Genomic DNA, 17,498 nt, shown 5'->3' with positions numbered 1-17,498 from the left:
TAACGTTTTTAACGTCAGAAGTGAACCCCTGTATGCAAGTTCCAATACAAATATAAGACACCCCGATGAACGGGGTGCCTTGAAAGAACATTTGCGGCACTTGCTTACCATTCTAACATAAACAATTCCTTGGTCAAAAAGGCAAGCTCAGCTCGACATTTGTCCGCGCGAACCGTATCTCCAGCCTTTAGGGCATCATTTAACCGATCCAACTGTTCATCTACTTCAATTCTCCGCTGGCGAACCCGTTCTTCCCCTTCAATAGAATAAAAGAGTCTTGTCAGCTCCTCATCTGTGAGCATAGGTCCCTTCTGATATAACACGCGCTGCTGATAACCAGAAATTTCAACTAGGCGAATCACTTCGCCAAACAAAATATTTTCAATAATAATCTGCCGATCCCGGAAACGTTTAACGATTGCATGCCCGCGCATATCCCCAATTAATTTCTCCATCCACTCTGACAAGCGAGCATCACGGATCATATAATCGCCCACAAGCTTATAGCCGTCTTTAATCCTTTGAAACCGCAATTTCACTAACTTACGACCCGTACGGACCGAAATCACAAAGACCTGTTCATTCTCGCTCCAATATAGGGAATAACCTTCTTGAATCAAATCCTTGATCAGGTCCTGGATATGCTGTCTGTCGAACCGCAGTTCCAGGTTACAATATTCCACCTCGTCGTTTTTGTTCACGGCACTCCCCCCTAACAGCTTCACATCTGTAAAGCCAACCTTCATTAGTTCAATTCCAGAGTAATCATGGCTGCCGGACCTCTTCTTGAGTTAACTTCCTTTTTGCGTTCGTCTTAATCTTATTTTATACTTCAGTTTATGTAGCGGTAACTTGGTTTATTGACTATTTTTACCCGCAACAGCCTTTCTCCAAACGCTGATCGAGAATTTTAATGCCTTTTAGTCCTTTTGGAGCATAAACGTTCTAGTCCTTCAGCTGCACAGTGTCATACAGAAGACCTTCGAAACTTACTTCTGTTATATCGTATGTCCTTCTAATTTTCTAAAAAGCCGCTGATATACCGGATCATTCTCCGGTTATCAGCGGCTTTTTTTCCTCAGCTAGTCTTAAATTTCTGTTTCGTTCTATGCACGATAAGCAGATGCAGCCCGAAGAGCATCAGCATTACAATAGCACTTGCCAGGAATGGGACACCATGTCCTACATGATCCCATAATCTACCTGATAATACTGGCCCCGCTACCATTCCTGAGCCTTGGAGTGTCAGGAACAGCCCCCAGACCGTCCCTCGTTCTCCCTTAGGTACTTGCTTAGCCAGAAAGGCATTCCATGCCGGGAGGATAAGCGCGTAGCTTATACCGACCAGTGCCACCGCGATAAAGGCAAGTGGCAGCCAGCGAACCTGAGAGAAAAAGGCCAGCGAAAAGGCAGCTAACAAAAAACCTATATTCAGAAACACCGTTGTCCCTATACGGTCCACCAGCTTACCTGCGGGAATAAGTGCAAGAACTGTAATCCCTCCCCCTGCAATGAGGAGCAAACTGAATTGATTGGGACTAACATGCAGCTCTGTACGTGCGAACAAGGTAACTACAGGTGTCATCAAGCCAATGGCGAAGGCCTGTAGGAACAACGCCGGGTACAGCCATCTGCTGACTTTCAGCGTAGTTCTCACCTGATGCAGCGTTCTTTTTATACTTTCTAACGGACTAAGCTTTTTACGCTCCATTGCTCCACCAAGTCCATGCATGTCCCTCACGACAGCATGAGACCCGCTAGAAGAGATTCGTTTAGGTAAGAAAAGGGCTACTACAACTACAGCGGCAGCACAACCTAACAAGACTAGAAAAGCTACGTGATAGCTTTGTCCACCCTGATCCATTAAAAAATTCACAACAATTGGACCGATTCCTGTTCCTGCGAGAGAAGCCATCTCAACAGCGCCCATGGCCGCACCACTGCTGCCGCTTTTGGTTGATCCGGCCAGCTCGGTAATCCCGGTCATCACACATGGCCAAAGCGGTGAGGTCCCGATCCCAAGAATGAGACAGGCGATGGATAACGCAACGGCCGTTTTGGCATAGATGATCAAACCAATGGCTACTAGAATCAGCAGCAATGCACTTGTCATCGTCCAGCGGAACCCTATGCGCTCCATAACCCAGCCTGAAGGGCTGCGGAAGACGTTGTCCCCCAAATACTGTAGGGCAAAAGCGAATCCCACTACTGTCACCGACAGCCCCAGTATATTCTCCATATACACTGGCAATAAAGCAACAAGCAGCGAACCTTTAACAAATTCAACTAAAAAAATAATTACCCACATCTCAATAATAAATGGTGATGCTAAACTAATATTCATCCGTTGTTCAGCTTTCGTGGACATTCTATCACATCCAAATCCTAGTATTCTGAAGATTGTTTTGTTATACTGATGCTTGCCTTAAAAATTAACTATTCGCGAAAGGTTGTGACAGCATTAAATGAATCAACACCGTACTCCCCTCTTCACAGCTCTAAAAAAGCATGCCGCCGGCAATCCAGTTCAATTTCATATTCCCGGGCATAAGAAGGGGCTAGGAACCGATGCCGAATTCCGTGAGTTTATCGGCGATAACGCTCTATCCATAGATCTAATCAACATCGCACCGCTTGATGATCTACATCAGCCAACTGGCGTAATCCAGGAGGCTCAAAAGCTGGCTGCGAAGGCTTTCGGCGCCGACTATACGTATTTTAGCGTACAGGGCACGAGCAATGCCATCATGACGATGATCCTCTCTGTCTGCTCACCGGGTGAAAAAATAATTGTGCCGCGTAACATTCATAAATCCGTAATGTCGGCCATTATCTTCTCCGGAGCCAAGCCTGTGTTCGTCTCGCCTGTACAGGATGAGAATCTCGGGATAGATCACGGCATAACCACCAGTGCGCTGGAACGAGCGTTAAAGCGTCATCCAGACGCTAAAGGAGTTCTAGTTATCAATCCAACGTACTTCGGCGTATGTGCCGACCTGCGTTCGATTGTCGACCTGGCTCACCGTTACGGGGTACCCGTTCTGGTGGACGAGGCACATGGAGTACTGATTCATTTTCATGAGGATCTGCCGGTATCGGCCATGCAGGCCGGTGCGGACATAGCTGCCACTAGTGTGCATAAGCTTGGTGGTTCCATGACGCAAAGCTCGGTACTGAATCTAAATGCGAAGACTGGGCTGATTAACCCACAACGGGTGCAGACCATTATGAGCATGCTGACTACAACATCAACCTCATATATTTTATTAGCGTCTCTCGATACATCTAGACGCAATCTCGCGCTGAACGGACATGAAATGGCGGAAAGAACCATCCAATTGTCCAACTACGCACGCGAGACCATTAACACTATCGAAGGCTTGTACAGCTTTGGTAAAGAAATACTTGGAACAGAAGCAACTTTCGATCTAGATCCAACCAAACTTAACATTCACGTTCGCCATTTAGGGATCACTGGTTACGAAACCGAAAACTGGCTGCGTGAGAAATACAACATCGAAGTTGAACTGAGTGACATGTATAATATTCTTTGCCTTATTACCCCAGGTGATACTCAAGAATCAGTAGATAAATTATTAGCTGCTTTACGGGTGCTATCCGCTATCCATTATAGCAAGGGTGAAATCTATGAACTGAAGGTTCAGGTTCCAGAAATCCCGCAGCTTGCTTTAATTCCAAGAGATGCTTTTTATGCTGACACTCAGTTAGTTCCGTTCCGCGAATCTGCTGGGTACATCATTGCAGAGTTTATCTATGTATATCCACCGGGGATACCGATTCTCCTCCCTGGCGAAGTCATTACTCAGGATAATATCGACTACATTATCGACCACGTCGAAATCGGCCTGCCGGTTAAAGGGCCTGAGGACCGCAGCATCACTAATGTTAAGGTGATTGTTGAAGCCGATCCTATATCCTAAGATCTATCTTTTTCCTTAAAAACTTAAATCATTTATACAAAAACCCGATACCATAATGAGTATCGGGTTTCTGTATATAAGCATCAACTGTTCCATTCACATAGAACAGCTTAAGTTTAGTCGCTAGAATCTATTCTTGCTGAGCAAGCAGATTGTTGTAAGCTTCTTCAACAGCTTTCCATTCTTCTTCATCTTCGATATTATACAATACCATTTCTTCGTCTTCTTCTTCCATACGCAGAATAATGCCGTCTGCTTCTGGATTCTCGCGCTCTAACAACAGAGCATATAATTTCTCGCCTATGTCGAACGTTTCTACAAGCACCATTTCCACATCTTCGCCCTGCTCGTTCGTCAAGGTCAGCACAAACTCCTCGTGCTCATGGTCGTGATCATGCCCGCAACCGCATGCTTCACCATGCTCATGTTTGTGATCGCTCATTGTAATACCTCACTTTGAATTGTATTATCCTACATCTGGTATCGTACCACGTTAGATTAGTTCAGGTCAATTTAGAACACCTAATTTAACGCTGTTATTACCTTCTCCGACACAAGTACGTAATCGGCATTTTTGGAGGGCTTAATATAGAAGCCTACCCGGTATTTGCCCGCTTCTTTAAAATCATAAGTAAACTCCGAGGTTGGAAACCAGAAATTATCCTTCTGCGAGCCTTCAAGCACCTGTGACTGAATATCCTTAACGTTTCCAGACGGATCTGTCATGGCCACTTTCACTGCTGAAATCTCTTCGGTCAGACTATCTACCTGAGTTAATATCTTTATTTTCAGCTTGCCTACATTGACATTGCCAAAAACCGTATCCCCTTTAAAAAGTACAATATGGACATTAGGTTTAAGGATCGTAACTTTCCCAGAACCGTCCCAAGTAACAACCCCGCCTGTTTCTCTAGCAGGAATGTACGTTTTTCCATCAATTAGATAACCGCCGTCTACAATTTCTTTTCCGTTGCTCCATACTCTAATTTTCTGATTAACGGAATCGGCGAATAATAATGAGCCACCCATTAAGGAAAAAGCAAACACGCACAAAGTGATTTTTTTCCATCTATTCATTTGAGACCCTCCAGATAATTCATGCTGTTAATATATACTTACTTTGTTTCAGCAAGTTGCGCTGATTTCAGGTAAATATTTCATTGATCTTGCGAAAAATGATATTATGGTCTTATTCGAAGTAGAAACATTAGCTATAACCGATTTCAGGAGGGTTCTTTCTTATGAGTCTAAGCCTACAAATGCTAGGAACAGGCAATGCTTTTGCGAAAAAATATTTTAACAACAATGGCTTGCTGCTAGATGAAAATTACACCCTGCTGATTGATTGCGGGATAACAGCCCCGCTTGCCATGCATAGACTTGAAAAATCCTTCAGTGACGTAAATGCTACGCTCATTACACATATTCATGCGGATCATGTTGGAGGGCTGGAAGAGCTTGCACTAACCTTAAAGCATGTGCACGGTAAAAAAATGACCTTACTTCTTCCCGAGACACTTATAGAGCCCTTATGGAACAATACGTTAAAGGGAGGTCTATACCAAGAAGATGCTGTGTCTTCCTTATCTGATATCTTCGATGTTAAGCCCATGCAGCCTGAAAATATCTACAAGCTCTCTCCTACTCTTTCATTAGAGATCATACAAACACCGCATATTCCCGGGAAAAACAGTTATTCCCTTCTAATAAACAACGAGATTTTTTATAGTGCGGACATGACCTTTCAGCCGGATCTACTGATTAGCCTTGTGCGGGAGCGCGGGATCCGGATCATCCTGCATGACTGCCAACTAAGTGGAACAGGCGTTGTTCACACCACGCTGGAAGAGCTGATGTCTCTGCCTAAAGATGTTCGCGAGCGGATCAAGCTCATGCATTATAGCGATGAACAACCAGATTTCGTCGGACTTACAGGAGAGATGGAATTTTTAGAGCAGCATGTGAACTATAAACTCTGATCTTTACAAAAAAAAGCCGTACATAAACGTCTGTAGACGTATGTACGGCTTTTCATGTAGAACTATGAAAATGTCGGCAAATTATCCAGATTGTTAGTTGGATCTCCATCCGCATCTCCGCGAATATAAGTTTCTCCATCCTTACCTTTAAAAGCGTTCACTCCGGCAATATTTCCGGCCTGTACTTCTTGCAGGGCTTGGTCATACGCCAGCACACGTCCTGTAGAGGTCTGGAAGCTTGTTAAATCGCCATCCCCATTTTTTTGAACAGCTACGAAAGATTCACGTTCGTTATTTGGCACTTTAGCTCGCCCCTTGCACTTGGATTTGCCATCATTCGGCACATCCTAGCTTGCGTAGAGCGTCCAATAATTATGTGCGCCATCTTTAAAGCATTTTTTGCATCCGTACATGTAATATACCTGCATCATAAAATGGTTCTGTAGAAATAACTTCATAGCCGAGTTTCTTATAGAAATTCTCTGCCTGACACTGAGCATCTAGAATTGAAGCTTCCAGTCCAAGCTCCCGAGCAAGCTCTTCCATCGCCAGTAACAAGACACGTCCGTATCCTTTGACCCGATAGTCTTTCAATACGGCGATGCGCTGCATTTTAGCAGTACCTGCTTTGTAATAGATCAATCTACCCGTTGCTACAGGTATCCCTTCATCTATAATCAGAATATGGTGCGCATTCGGACTGATGGCATCATATTCGTCAATTTCTTCCTCGGCCGGTACCTTTTGTTCCTCAACAAATACTTTAGTACGGATATCCAGCCCCATCTGAAGCTGTTCCTCTGTAGTTACCCGTAAGATTTCTGCCGCCATGTTAGTTGCAAACTCCTCTCTCTATGTAGCCAACGATAGTTGTCTATTATATAAAATAATGACTAGAAAGAAAAGCCTACACATGGAATCCGTAACCTCTCAGTAGACTAATCCACAGAATATACTTCTTCAGGGATTGAACGGTTATATACGTCTTGCATCACAGGTGACAACGGAGGATACTGACTTTTAGATTTGCCATCCAGATTGGTCATCTCATTGATTTCGATAACTTTTGCGGGTTTCGCCGTAGAACACCCCACTACACCCAGCAGTAACAATAGGCAAACGCCGACTTCCCATTTCACAATTTTAGACATAAAAAAGCTCCTTTCATCGCAGCTGCATTTATACTCACTACAGCTTTGACGATTCAGGAGCTTTATAAACAATAGGAGCTGCTCATTCCAGTTTCCCTCTTAGAGATTGACGTTTCCAACCAAATGGACTAAATACATCATCCCAACCAAAAAGCCTGCTAAAACAAAATAAGCTATTCCATATTTCCAGCGTGTACTGGCTGGCACATCGTAATACTTATCATTTTCGTACACGGTACAGCTGATGTCACATTGCATTTTTAAATGAAGACCATTCTCTAACGTTACTTGCTCCAGCTGCGAAATTCTTACCTTTTCAATAATACATTGCTGTGGCAGTGTAGCTTTGCCATAATAATTCAGCTGGTCCCATCTGACCACAACATACTGCTGTCTCTCTAGATCACTGTAGGTAGTAAAAGGTAAATCCCGGCGATGCTCAGCTCCTGGAATCATGTAACCCGCCTCTCGCAAGGGCTCCACGGGAATTAAGAACCCCTTAGTCACAGACTGCGGCCGGTTGTTGTTACGTTTTTTCACATATTTATTATACAGATCGTAAGCAAACATTGCCCAGATGATAAAGAACAAAATCGAACGCAAGTAAACGATTATAGCTAAGCCACCCACCAGACCCACAAGCCACAGCCAGCGCGTAACTGCGGTAGCAATACGTCCACCGTCTAGCGGATGGATTGGCAGCAGGTTAATCAAATTAAGCAATAAGCCTATATAAGCCAGGGAATAAAGAAGTGGACTATCCATATAATATGCCGCTCCAAACACAGCAGTAGCCCCAATAGTACCCAGAATCGGTCCGCCAAAAGCAACATACGCTTCTGTCTTCGCATCCAGCGGATGTTTTTTCATAGTAATTAACGCGCCTAAAAAAGGAATAAATAACGGAGCGCTGACGGGTAACCCGATCCGCTTAGCGGCTATAACATGTCCCAATTCATGAACAAGCAAAAGCAGGACAATACCTATAGCAAACCCCCACGGATAAATCAAAGCATATGCCCCTATCGAAACCATCATGGAAATTAACGGCCCGGCAATTTTACCTATTTTCAGCAGAGACAAAATCGCCTTTCCTTTTAACAGGAGCATGGCGGCTCCGCCCCCCAACCATTTCAGCGGAGTAGAAGTATTCTTTTTCTGCTCATTTTGCATTTGCGGCAAGATCACAAGCTCCTTTATCTTTCAATTTTAAGAAACTACTGTACAGTTCCATCTATCTTATCATAGAAGCATTAAGGATATTTCTACAGTGAGCCCTTCGGAAAGTATACGACGCAACTTTTAGAAACGTTTCAGCGTCAAACCAACTATCATGGATAAATTTTACTGCCAGATAAAGAAAGGGTTGGTTAATATGCTCTCTTTTCACTCCAAAGCTTGGTTATCCGTCTTAATGCTCTCAACACTTTTACTCCCTGCCACCATGTCAGCAAGCTCTTCATTAACTGTATCGGAGTCCTCTGCGCTCGCCCAAGCTTCCTCTGCTAATACTTCGCAAGTATACTACCAATTTGGCATTCCTGGTGGAAACATAGGCGGACCTGCGCTGCTCAAAAATGGTGTAATCTACGTAGATGTTCGGGGGATCGCTGAACAAGCTGGCTTAAAAATGGAATGGGATAAATCCGGCAAACGTGCTCTGTTCAAAGGCTGGACTAAAAGTTTTGCTGTTCGAATCGGGAGTCAAACTGGCGTGCTTGACGGGAAAGCGGTAGATCTAGGAGGAATACCTTTTAAATCCAAAGAAGATGGGATATATGTGCCGGCCCGTTTTATCGTTAAGGCTTTCGAAGGCAGCCATCTCCGTCTGGACTCCACAACGAACACACTTTTAGCAGATGATCTGAAGACCTACAATGTTTTCACAGAATCCTTTGGAGGGCGTACCTATATGCTGGTCAAAGCTAATGGTGATTTATATGTCTCACAAGGCAAGGATACGGTGATAAAACTCACTTCACTCCAAACAAACTTTGACTGGGCAGGAATGAAGATCGAGAAAACGGCGGGGGGTCTGCTAGTCATTAAGATTATTGATTCCTATGGAGAGCCTCATATTAATACACGCGAAATCACACTCATATTCAAAAATGGTGCATTACTACGCAAGGCCACATTCGCTTACCAGTTCAGAGGAGATGCGGATTTCAAACCTTATGATGGCAACCTCATCTTGCATGATGGTAATACCTTACGTTTCATCCAAGACGGCACAGGCAATGTAATAGATACTCTTGATCTTGTAAAGCTGGGTGGCGAGGAAGATGCTTACTATGTAGAAAGCATTGATAAAGAAATCATACTGCTTCGTGGAAATCAGAATGGATTGCTAACCTTAATCGACCGCCAAACAGGCGAGCGAACCCTTTTGTATAAGGAGCTACTCACAGCAAAGGATCAGGAATATGCGGAAAATAACGATGTTCCTTTTAAAGGAGATACTTTGAAATTCGTAAAACGGAGCGGTGACAAATTGTATTTTATAAATGACTCTCCGCTTACTGGCAAAAAAGAAGTTATCTACTCCATTGAAGCTCATTCCAATAACTCCAAGAATAATGTTGATTAGAAAGTACAGCACAAGCATGTGTATTGATTAAAGAACTAATCGAATCCTCCTCAGTGATTATCCCTGAAAATTAACCTTCCTACATATAGGCAAACGCCGTGAACGTTGTAGGCTAAGGACCATAGACTGTTATCAGGATTGAAACATTCGAGGAGGATATCCATGGAATCAAATACAAATTTTCATCAACAGGTCGCTTGGAATTGCATGAATAAATATGTAGGTATAGTAACGACTGATGGTCAATCCTTTGACGGCTTCATCGCTCACGTGGATCAGAACTATATCACCCTTGCGGTTCCCAGCAATGAAATGGTCGATCGTATGAACGGAATGCCTGCCGAGCAGTCGAACTATAGACAATTCGGGTTCCAGCCCGGCTTTTACCCAAGACGCCGCTTCTATCCACGCCGTATCCCTTTTTTCGGAATAAGCAGTCTATTTCTACTCCCGTTTTTTATCTGACTCGGTGCAGGGGGATGAACGGTCATCCCCTTTCTAGCTATTTAACTACTTAATCGGAGAAAATTAAGAAGTAAATACAACTCTACATCTATATTGATTATAAAAAAGAATTGCCATCCTACTCTATCGTATGGTATTATAAATTTCGTCGCAGGACGGTAGCTCAGCGGGAGAGCACTATCTTGACAGGGTAGGGGTCATGGGTTCGAACCCCATCCGTCCTATACTGAAAAAGCCTTATTATATAAGGCTTTTTCTTTTGTTCAGAGATTTATAGGTTGTAAGAAAAAGCAAAGTGGTGCCATTATCGGCACCACTTTTTTTACCCCCTGTAACCGTTTTAGAAATACATCCTTGGATACTTTTATCGTCTTTCCGACCCGCACGATATGAAATTGACCCGAGTTTAATAGTTCATAGGTTTGAAGTTCACCTTACCAAGTATTTGTTGGATTTCCTTCGCTGTGAGTACAGAGGGATAATTAGAAGTAGTCTTATGTGTTTATTCAACCACCTTAACTTCCACTGATCTCGTCATCGCCTTTAACGTGGAACTATACAAGTTCCTTTTTAGATTCCTTAGTTTGCTTATTGAAGTGTGCTGCTATTTGAATTTTTATTCATAATTGCTCCTCTCAAATTTGGATTTTATAAAAAAATAACGACTGCAGCTAGTGCGATAATTGAAGCAACATATATAGCGGTGCTTTGTGGACTAGCTACACGTTCCATATATCTTTTCCCCTAATGCTATAAGTGTTGCCCACGGTTGCATGATGGTTATCGATTTCATGGTTTTGCCTCATTTCTTCATTGTATTTTCAAATAAATTGAAGCGATGTTAATAATGATTTATTTTCCAACCGATAGTAAAAAGAGAATAAATAATACATAAGGAGAATTTGAAATGGAATATATACTCATTGGTATTGGAATATATGCACTACGTATACTTGTTCCAATTTTTGTTGCTAGAGTTATGTGGAAAAAGAAATCCGAAATATGGAAGATTGTTATTGCTGTCATACTGACAATTTTCCTCCCTTGGTTGGGTTTAATTTATCTCGTCATCAATCGTTTGAGGTCACCCGGCATCCCCCGATTATAATATCTGCATTTGTACAACCCCTGACGCTGAGCAACTTGTTTGCGTAATTGTTCTTTCTATACATACTGGTTATTTGTCCTCTCCTTTATATAGGAGAGGGTGGTTAACCCTCTGCCTTCTTCAGATATTCAGTCGCAAACCCGCCATTAAAAACCTTCCAGCAACACTACCTCTGATGCAAGTCCCACGGTTCCGATTTCACCGTCCATACCTTATCCTTGTTTACTTCCTTCCAAGCTTCGTATCATGTATGCATGATTAATTTGTCTTCCGGTTTCAGTCCTGATTTCTTGAACTTTGGTTATTTTTCCATTTCGTTTATCTCTCCTTATTGGCTATGTCCGATTATTGGCGCGTTCTCTCCATGCTAATCTGCGGAAATACTTGCGTGTCTCTGATCCTTACGGCGGGTTCGTACTAACCTGACCTGCCGAGAGAATTCCTATTCTATCTCCTCGACCTCTGAATTAGATGTGCTATACGGGTATCCTCCGTCCCATCTGCCAACTAGAAGTGAAGGTGTGCCCATATGACCAGTTACGTTGATATTCGGAGGAGAGACATCTATCATCTGTTTTTACACAATCCAATTCTTCGTTCCAAATGCGATGAATCACTCTTCCCCCGCAGCAAGGACACTTATCGTCGCTCACCATGCTGTAGCTACTATATTCCCACCGATCGTACTTGTCGGTTCTTTTAGGGCAAACCCCCGATCATCAGATTCTATAAGAGAGGAGAGCTTTTAACCCTCTTTGTCACTGTATATTCCTACTGTGCATCAAATCTCAGTCGAATGAATAGTACGCAGCGGCCTGAATCTTGTAAATATTAACATTTGATTATAAAATCAAACAAAGGCGGTGTTAACAATGAGATTAGTACTGTTCATGTTGGCTGGAATAGGCGCGATTTTCTATCTTTCATTAGGAATCATCATTGTAAAGGTAATCCTTACAAGAAAATTACCAAATAATAATTACACTCCATTTGACTACATCACGGCCCAATCTCCTGTTGAGTTTCACGATGAGAAAAAAGAGATAGAAGAAAATGCAGACCATGGTGATGATAAGGACAAAAACATTATTTCATTATCAAAACGACGACCTTCTCTTCCCTGATGCACAATAGGCTGCTACTTCGTCATGACCTTTGGAGGGACACTCCTACTCCTTGAATGATCTGTATCTTCGTACTGTGACATAAAAAAACTCTTACGTTATAATAGTGTTGAATTAAATATTGAAGGGACTGAACTATGCGCAGATATCGATATCTTAACCCCAAAATAAATAGATAATGGAGGTAATATATTGATTACAGAAATACAAACCGAAAGACTAATATTACGAAAAATGAAATTATCTGACTCTGCTAGTTTGTTTAACATTTGGTCTGATCCAGAGGTTACAAAGTTTATGAATATCAATAGTTTCACTGAGGAAAGCCAAGCAGTAGAAATGATTAAAATTCTTAATAACCTGTCTTTGGAAAACAAAGCTATTCGTTATTCCGTAATTGAGTTAGAATCAAATCGCATAATTGGTTCCTGCGGTTATAATTCTATAGATTCTTCAAATGCTAAAGCAGAGATTGGATATGATATTGGTAAAGATTATTGGGGCAAGGGATATGCTCCTGAGGCCATTCAATCTCTGATGGATTATGCGTTCAATACTTTAAATTTCAACAGGATAGAAGCAAAAGTCGAACCCGAAAACAATAATTCCATAAGAGTTTTGCAAAAGTTAAACTATACATTCGAAGGAACAATGAGAAAGTGCGAAAAGTCCAAAGGAAAGTTTATTGATTTAAGCATTTTCTCAAAATTAGTAACAGAGTAACTTTTAATGAGTGGGCCTACATTTTTATGGTGTAGGCTTTTTATTTACTATATTTTCACGTTGCTCAACTAAATGAATAGTTTGCGTCTACTTCGTCATAGCCTTTGGGAGAGGAGGGTTACTCCTACTCATTTAATGATCTGTATCTTCGTACTGTGTATTAAGTAGAGCAACTGTTATCACATCTTCCAAACGTAGAAGGCTAGACAGACTCTCCTAGCCTCTTTTTTTGAAACCAGTAAATTAACACCTCTTTACCGAAAAGATATTCACAAAAAATCTCGGCACAGCCGATTCCGGATCGAGCTTAGCCGCCTCTGCCCCCTCTCGGGGGCAAATGTTTGTCTGTGTCATGCCTTTTCGCTCCCTTCCTCAGCCTTCCCCACCGTGCTACTTCAAGACCGTAGTGTTTTTTTTGATAAAAGCGATATGACGATCAATTTTAATATTAGGAAGCCTGTCTTTCAGGTACTCGGGTCCCACGTGGCTAATTGATTCCGGTGGACACCAAAAGGTAAATTCGCACCGTATCCCTTTTTTGTCTCATACTGGATATGACCCCCTATGGTATAATTCAGGAAATTACATCGAGGTGATTTAATGAATCGTAGAACAAAGGTGATTATCTGGATGTTTGTTGGATCGGTAGCTCTATTGATCCTTTATTTCTATGGGCTAAACTATATGTTTCGCTATTCTGCTACTTAGAGGGTGGTTAACCCTCACAATCCAGTGTCTTTTTCATTCTTCAAACTTCTCGCCTGAATAAATGAACTTCGCTAGATCCGATGAGTTATAGGTGAAATAATTCATGCATTTCTCTATTTCCAATCTCGCCTATCCATGCCTGCCTTGATCTGTGCTTGAATATCTTTGACTTGCTTCAACGTTGTAGCCTGATCAACTCTTCGGTTCTGAAGCTTAGTCTGCACTCGTCTGATCTTTGCTTGTAACTCCCTTACTTCCGATCTGTATAAAAAGCCACGTACTCATGCTTGCAATGTGGGCAAGTAAAGTACGTCTTCTATATGGCTCCTGGTAGGTTTGCTGTTTGGAAGCCGTTCACCTCGAATAGTTTAATTACAACCTTCGTTACAAATGGCTGACTGCAAAACAAAAAGAGTCGCTTTTCTGCGGCTCACCTTTTGAATAATTTTTATTTCTTTATCATGCCGCTTAAGCTATTACCTGACTTTGCGAAAAATAGTTTTCCCCATATTAACAAAATTGTCCTCTGTGTCTACAAGAGAAACAAACCTTCTTTGAACCTTTACTAAAAAATCAGGTTTTGTTGACGAAATCGAATTTCATGAAGGTCCAAGAGCTCCTCAACATATATTTCAAATACGTTTTATCTTCGTATTGTTCATCAATTCACTGGATTACTTGGGGCTGTTCAGTTTCCACAAAATATATCATTAACCTTCCTTGTTCCTTGTTCCTCCTTCCAGATAATCTGTTATAAATTCATCGTCGAATCCGCAACGAGTACAAGGTTTTTGCTTTTTTGGCTCATGCTGGTTGCGACTCCTCTTATGAAATAAAACATATGTAACACAATCCTTAAAATGGTAGTATTTGATAAACGCGATTATTACAATACAGTCGAATCAAGCTCATCTGAGATCGTGAAGTAAGGACTTTCAGCTAATACAGTGCCATCAGGCCAAAGCTTACCCAGGCACACATCATGACGCAATAATGGATAGATTTACTTTATTGGTCCCTATTAATCATCTATTTTTTATATGGAGCACTTAATTGACCATCTATTGATTACATTGTATAATACAGGTATATTATGTAAAATAAAGGCAGGTGAGGCCGTTGGATGGAAATATCGATTTAGATTTAGATATAAATCTTCTAGATCTTGATCCAGCCGTAAAAGTTCTTAAAATGATATATTCTTTTGAAAGCTGGCCCAATCTTCTAAAACTAGCAGATACCTTTTTCAACCGAATAACTCAAATTTATAATAATTACACACACAATAATGAACTGGAGCTAAAACACCAACGACCTTTAATTTATTATTATGGATACAGCTTACTTATGTTGGGACTAGCCCACAAAGAAATCGAAAATTATGATAAAGCTCGAACTTACATTAAAGCTTACAGTGATTTGAGTTGGTTCAAGGGATTAGATGCTGAAGGATTAAATGAGGTAGCCTATTATAAGTACATATCAGAGCCAAATCTCTTAGAAGTAGAAGTGCTTTCCGGAAATATTCAATTCATAGATCGTTATGTTTCTTTCCTTTTATCCAACACTAAAGAAGTTCTACCGGGACTGATAACTTTGTTAAAGACAGCTACTAATTTCAATTTAAACATTGAATCTCATTTAGAACTTTTCTCTAATAGTATTTCAAAATTTGAGGATACCGCTGCTGATGAAATTATAATAAATTCCTACCAAGAAACTTTTTTTATTAATATGATCAGATATAAAACAAAAATTCAAGATTATAATACAGCTATCAAATATAGCATGAAATTATTAGATTCTGCAGAGGTCACAAACTCTGATAAAATCTTTAAACAAGCAGTAGTATACTTCGAATCATTACGTTCATGTGCTGATGCTACTCAGATTAAAGATTTTGAAGAGAAAATAATAAATTTCAAAGAAAGGGTTGAGTCTCTATGAAAAAGTTTGCCGTCTCTTTATTGTTGGTCCTCACTATCGTCAGCATTGCGCCAGCACTGCCAAGTACCTCACCAGTGGTCTTATTCCACGGAGCAGAACATTAATATCAGAAGTACAGCGCGGGTTAGGAGATTGCTCCTAACCTGTTTTTTATGAAGTGCATTATGTAGTTATTGCAATAACATCCTCCATCTTGAACCAATCCCACTCCTCCTCCGACCAGCGGAGTTTAATTCCCTGTTGTTTATCCAGTTTCATCACAATACCTCGTTTTAATATATTCTCCATGGGATCAAACAGAGTGAGTGTAATCGGGCTGTGCTCTTCCATCGAACGATATAACAATATTTCAAAGCGCTCTATCTCCTGTAGATCTAGAGTGGGTTTTTCACGACGTTCCTGCTCATTATTGTCATCTATAATCCGGTTTTTATGTTCGGGCAATATCATTCTGCTACACTCCCATACGTTCTCTAATTTTTTCATCATGAAGCTTCCCTCCTAATAATCCGTCCAGTAATTCGTTTTACTACCATCTATCCCCCACTGGAGCTCTTGTGGCTCTGACTTTCTCTTTTTAAACCTAGGGTCAATCCTTTCCCAGCCTTCAATAATTCGGGCGCTCTCGGGTGGAGTGTGTGGGGTCCATTCTATATATTTTTCGTTAACTAATTCCCTAAGCCCACTAATGATCTTATCTGGTGTCCGTCCACTCTTGATCTCTAACTCCTGTAGAGTTGGCATATGAGCATGATGCACGGCAGAGTGGCGCATGATCATTAGTAGCTTTCGGGCGGTGTCACTAAGCATAGCGCTTCTTTTGCACAGGCTGCCAAGCAAGAATATTAGCCTCCAGAAATACGCGCGGTGCTCCGGTTGATAAGCAAGTTGCGCGAATATATCCCCCACGAATCCCTTTCACATCAATTTTACGTTGAGATATCTTACCTGATTTATCTTGGTACACTATTTCAATGGTTTGACCCATACTTATTTGCATAATTACTCACCTTCCAAGGATAAGAACGTTTGTTTGTATTATAACCAAACGTACGTTCGTTAATCAATGTAAAAATATCCCGCCAGGCATGAATTATTACATACAAAGTCATCGCCCAAGTTTATAATTTGTTCTATAAGCATTTATTGCATTTCCGCAAACAAACTAAGGAGTATGAGTGTTTTTTATATGTTATAGGGGGAAACGAATATTAGGACCGATGACTGAGGCTGAAGCTATGCGTGAATGGTTTACACTCTCCGGTACAGTGAAGGAGATTTATATTATTGAGGTAGATGAGAACGATAAGGTAAGACGCCAGATCGGACCCACAAAGAAGAAAAAGAAATAAGTATAAAGTAGAAAACGTAAAAACACCCCGCCGACCCATTAAGGTTGACGAGGTTGTTTTAATTTTCAAAAAGGAAACTGAGTAAGCGAGACTATTAACAATACAATCCCAACAATCGAGGATAGCACAGCCATTTTATCTTTCGTTTTCAAATACAATGCCGCTCCATTAAATATTAAAGCTCCGCACATCCCCAGCATAGTCCAAGACACTATCACTTGATCCTGGCCGCGGAAAAATGTGATTCCCAGGATGATTGTTGCTGCACTGAATAAAATACCGCACACTCTTAGTACTTTCAGCAAAATGCTCACCTCCGACAAATAAAACACGCTAATCTAATATATTGGTTCCGCCATAAATTATAATTCATAGATTACTATTCCTATATCTGGTAGAATTAATTAGCA

19 protein-coding genes and 1 tRNA gene are annotated in these 17,498 nt (G+C 41.3%); 8 read left to right on the top strand and 12 right to left on the bottom strand.

Features of this window, described 5'->3' with window-relative positions; translation table 11 throughout:
- Nucleotides 1-104: 104 nt before the first annotated feature.
- Both NST40_RS12020 and NST40_RS12015 read right to left on the bottom strand, forming a co-directional pair.
- Complete coding sequence (locus NST40_RS12020; protein ID WP_036686566.1) at nucleotides 105-701, bottom strand: hypothetical protein; 597 nt, start codon at nucleotides 699-701, stop codon at nucleotides 105-107.
- Between the two features lie 377 nt (nucleotides 702-1,078).
- Nucleotides 1,079-2,368, bottom strand: a complete 1,290-nt coding sequence (locus NST40_RS12015; protein WP_076129116.1) for an MFS transporter — start codon at nucleotides 2,366-2,368, stop codon at nucleotides 1,079-1,081.
- A gap of 97 nt (nucleotides 2,369-2,465) precedes the next feature.
- Here NST40_RS12015 and NST40_RS12010 point away from each other — a divergent pair, with 97 nt between their 5' ends.
- Nucleotides 2,466-3,941 (top strand): aminotransferase class I/II-fold pyridoxal phosphate-dependent enzyme, encoded by a 1,476-nt coding sequence (locus NST40_RS12010; RefSeq protein ID WP_036686120.1) that lies wholly within the window; start codon nucleotides 2,466-2,468, stop codon nucleotides 3,939-3,941.
- A gap of 130 nt (nucleotides 3,942-4,071) precedes the next feature.
- Here NST40_RS12010 and NST40_RS12005 read toward each other — a convergent pair whose 3' ends face one another.
- Both NST40_RS12005 and NST40_RS12000 read right to left on the bottom strand, forming a co-directional pair.
- A complete protein-coding gene (locus NST40_RS12005) occupies nucleotides 4,072-4,383 on the bottom strand; it encodes a DUF1292 domain-containing protein (RefSeq protein WP_036686118.1) in 312 nt (103 codons plus the stop codon).
- A gap of 80 nt (nucleotides 4,384-4,463) precedes the next feature.
- Nucleotides 4,464-5,018 (bottom strand): copper amine oxidase, encoded by a 555-nt coding sequence (locus NST40_RS12000; protein ID WP_036686116.1) that lies wholly within the window; start codon nucleotides 5,016-5,018, stop codon nucleotides 4,464-4,466.
- A gap of 164 nt (nucleotides 5,019-5,182) precedes the next feature.
- Here NST40_RS12000 and NST40_RS11995 point away from each other — a divergent pair, with 164 nt between their 5' ends.
- Nucleotides 5,183-5,920 (top strand): MBL fold metallo-hydrolase, encoded by a 738-nt coding sequence (locus NST40_RS11995; RefSeq protein WP_341002208.1) that lies wholly within the window; start codon nucleotides 5,183-5,185, stop codon nucleotides 5,918-5,920.
- 62 nt (nucleotides 5,921-5,982) lie between these two features.
- On the opposite strand, the gene NST40_RS11990 is transcribed toward NST40_RS11995, so the two are convergent.
- From NST40_RS11990 to NST40_RS11975, 4 genes are all read right to left on the bottom strand, one after another.
- Nucleotides 5,983-6,222 (bottom strand): DUF3892 domain-containing protein, encoded by a 240-nt coding sequence (locus tag NST40_RS11990; protein WP_036686113.1) that lies wholly within the window; start codon nucleotides 6,220-6,222, stop codon nucleotides 5,983-5,985.
- 85 nt (nucleotides 6,223-6,307) lie between these two features.
- Complete coding sequence (locus tag NST40_RS11985) at nucleotides 6,308-6,751, bottom strand: GNAT family N-acetyltransferase (protein WP_076136093.1); 444 nt, start codon at nucleotides 6,749-6,751, stop codon at nucleotides 6,308-6,310.
- Nucleotides 6,752-6,858: 107 nt separating this feature from the next.
- A complete protein-coding gene (locus NST40_RS11980; RefSeq protein ID WP_076129113.1) occupies nucleotides 6,859-7,071 on the bottom strand; it encodes a hypothetical protein in 213 nt (70 codons plus the stop codon).
- 99 nt (nucleotides 7,072-7,170) lie between these two features.
- Complete coding sequence (locus NST40_RS11975; RefSeq protein WP_342410897.1) at nucleotides 7,171-8,244, bottom strand: site-2 protease family protein; 1,074 nt, start codon at nucleotides 8,242-8,244, stop codon at nucleotides 7,171-7,173.
- A 202-nt stretch (nucleotides 8,245-8,446) separates the two neighbouring features.
- On the opposite strand from NST40_RS11975, the gene NST40_RS11970 reads away from it, so the two are divergent.
- The 6 genes from NST40_RS11970 (at nucleotide 8,447) to NST40_RS11945 (ending at nucleotide 15,736) form a co-directional block, all read left to right on the top strand.
- Complete coding sequence (locus NST40_RS11970; protein WP_342410718.1) at nucleotides 8,447-9,661, top strand: copper amine oxidase N-terminal domain-containing protein; 1,215 nt, start codon at nucleotides 8,447-8,449, stop codon at nucleotides 9,659-9,661.
- Between the two features lie 162 nt (nucleotides 9,662-9,823).
- Nucleotides 9,824-10,126, top strand: a complete 303-nt coding sequence (locus tag NST40_RS11965) for a hypothetical protein (protein WP_036686108.1) — start codon at nucleotides 9,824-9,826, stop codon at nucleotides 10,124-10,126.
- 152 nt (nucleotides 10,127-10,278) lie between these two features.
- Nucleotides 10,279-10,350 (top strand) — tRNA-Val (locus NST40_RS11960).
- A 1,756-nt stretch (nucleotides 10,351-12,106) separates the two neighbouring features.
- Nucleotides 12,107-12,358, top strand: a complete 252-nt coding sequence (locus tag NST40_RS11955) for a DUF3951 domain-containing protein (RefSeq protein WP_076219399.1) — start codon at nucleotides 12,107-12,109, stop codon at nucleotides 12,356-12,358.
- Nucleotides 12,359-12,550: 192 nt separating this feature from the next.
- Nucleotides 12,551-13,081, top strand: coding sequence for a GNAT family protein (locus tag NST40_RS11950; protein WP_076219398.1), 531 nt, complete (start codon nucleotides 12,551-12,553; stop codon nucleotides 13,079-13,081).
- A gap of 1,827 nt (nucleotides 13,082-14,908) precedes the next feature.
- Entirely contained in the window at nucleotides 14,909-15,736 is an 828-nt protein-coding gene (locus NST40_RS11945; protein WP_076189826.1) for a hypothetical protein, read from the top strand.
- Nucleotides 15,737-15,898: 162 nt separating this feature from the next.
- Here the strand turns inward: NST40_RS11945 and NST40_RS11940 are convergent, their stop codons facing one another.
- From NST40_RS11940 to NST40_RS11925, 4 genes are all read right to left on the bottom strand, one after another.
- The gene (locus NST40_RS11940) at nucleotides 15,899-16,225 is read right to left on the bottom strand and encodes a YolD-like family protein (protein WP_076279830.1); all 327 of its coding nucleotides are present in this window, start codon (nucleotides 16,223-16,225) and stop codon (nucleotides 15,899-15,901) included.
- A 12-nt stretch (nucleotides 16,226-16,237) separates the two neighbouring features.
- Nucleotides 16,238-16,576, bottom strand: coding sequence for a hypothetical protein (locus NST40_RS11935; RefSeq protein ID WP_179087054.1), 339 nt, complete (start codon nucleotides 16,574-16,576; stop codon nucleotides 16,238-16,240).
- Nucleotides 16,539-16,736, bottom strand: coding sequence for a hypothetical protein (locus NST40_RS11930; protein ID WP_305953709.1), 198 nt, complete (start codon nucleotides 16,734-16,736; stop codon nucleotides 16,539-16,541). The genes NST40_RS11935 and NST40_RS11930 overlap by 38 nt, the downstream gene beginning before the upstream one ends.
- A gap of 417 nt (nucleotides 16,737-17,153) precedes the next feature.
- The gene (locus tag NST40_RS11925; protein ID WP_076189823.1) at nucleotides 17,154-17,393 is read right to left on the bottom strand and encodes a hypothetical protein; all 240 of its coding nucleotides are present in this window, start codon (nucleotides 17,391-17,393) and stop codon (nucleotides 17,154-17,156) included.
- Nucleotides 17,394-17,498 lie beyond the last annotated feature (105 nt).

Source organism: Paenibacillus sp. FSL R10-2778, from assembly GCF_038593035.1.
In the GTDB taxonomy this organism is placed as follows: domain Bacteria; phylum Bacillota; class Bacilli; order Paenibacillales; family Paenibacillaceae; genus Paenibacillus_AQ; species Paenibacillus_AQ odorifer.
The sequence above is the reverse complement of the archived record's forward strand: the minus strand, read 5'-3'. Positions and strand labels throughout refer to the sequence as shown.

What these genes read in the sequence shown, in the direction of transcription:
- NST40_RS12015 (WP_076129116.1), bottom strand. Translation starts at nt 2,368, where the DNA reads ATGTCCACGAAAGCTGAACAACGGATGAATATTAGTTTAGCATCACCA.
- NST40_RS12010 (WP_036686120.1), top strand. Translation starts at nt 2,466, where the DNA reads ATGAATCAACACCGTACTCCCCTCTTCACAGCTCTAAAAAAGCATGCC.
- NST40_RS12005 (WP_036686118.1), bottom strand. Translation starts at nt 4,383, where the DNA reads ATGAGCGATCACAAACATGAGCATGGTGAAGCATGCGGTTGCGGGCAT.
- NST40_RS12000 (WP_036686116.1), bottom strand. Translation starts at nt 5,018, where the DNA reads ATGAATAGATGGAAAAAAATCACTTTGTGCGTGTTTGCTTTTTCCTTA.
- NST40_RS11995 (WP_341002208.1), top strand. Translation starts at nt 5,183, where the DNA reads ATGAGTCTAAGCCTACAAATGCTAGGAACAGGCAATGCTTTTGCGAAA.
- NST40_RS11985 (WP_076136093.1), bottom strand. Translation starts at nt 6,751, where the DNA reads ATGGCGGCAGAAATCTTACGGGTAACTACAGAGGAACAGCTTCAGATG.
- NST40_RS11980 (WP_076129113.1), bottom strand. Translation starts at nt 7,071, where the DNA reads ATGTCTAAAATTGTGAAATGGGAAGTCGGCGTTTGCCTATTGTTACTG.
- NST40_RS11975 (WP_342410897.1), bottom strand. Translation starts at nt 8,244, where the DNA reads ATGCAAAATGAGCAGAAAAAGAATACTTCTACTCCGCTGAAATGGTTG.
- NST40_RS11970 (WP_342410718.1), top strand. Translation starts at nt 8,447, where the DNA reads ATGCTCTCTTTTCACTCCAAAGCTTGGTTATCCGTCTTAATGCTCTCA.
- NST40_RS11965 (WP_036686108.1), top strand. Translation starts at nt 9,824, where the DNA reads ATGGAATCAAATACAAATTTTCATCAACAGGTCGCTTGGAATTGCATG.
- NST40_RS11955 (WP_076219399.1), top strand. Translation starts at nt 12,107, where the DNA reads ATGAGATTAGTACTGTTCATGTTGGCTGGAATAGGCGCGATTTTCTAT.
- NST40_RS11940 (WP_076279830.1), bottom strand. Translation starts at nt 16,225, where the DNA reads ATGATGAAAAAATTAGAGAACGTATGGGAGTGTAGCAGAATGATATTG.
- NST40_RS11930 (WP_305953709.1), bottom strand. Translation starts at nt 16,736, where the DNA reads ATGCAAATAAGTATGGGTCAAACCATTGAAATAGTGTACCAAGATAAA.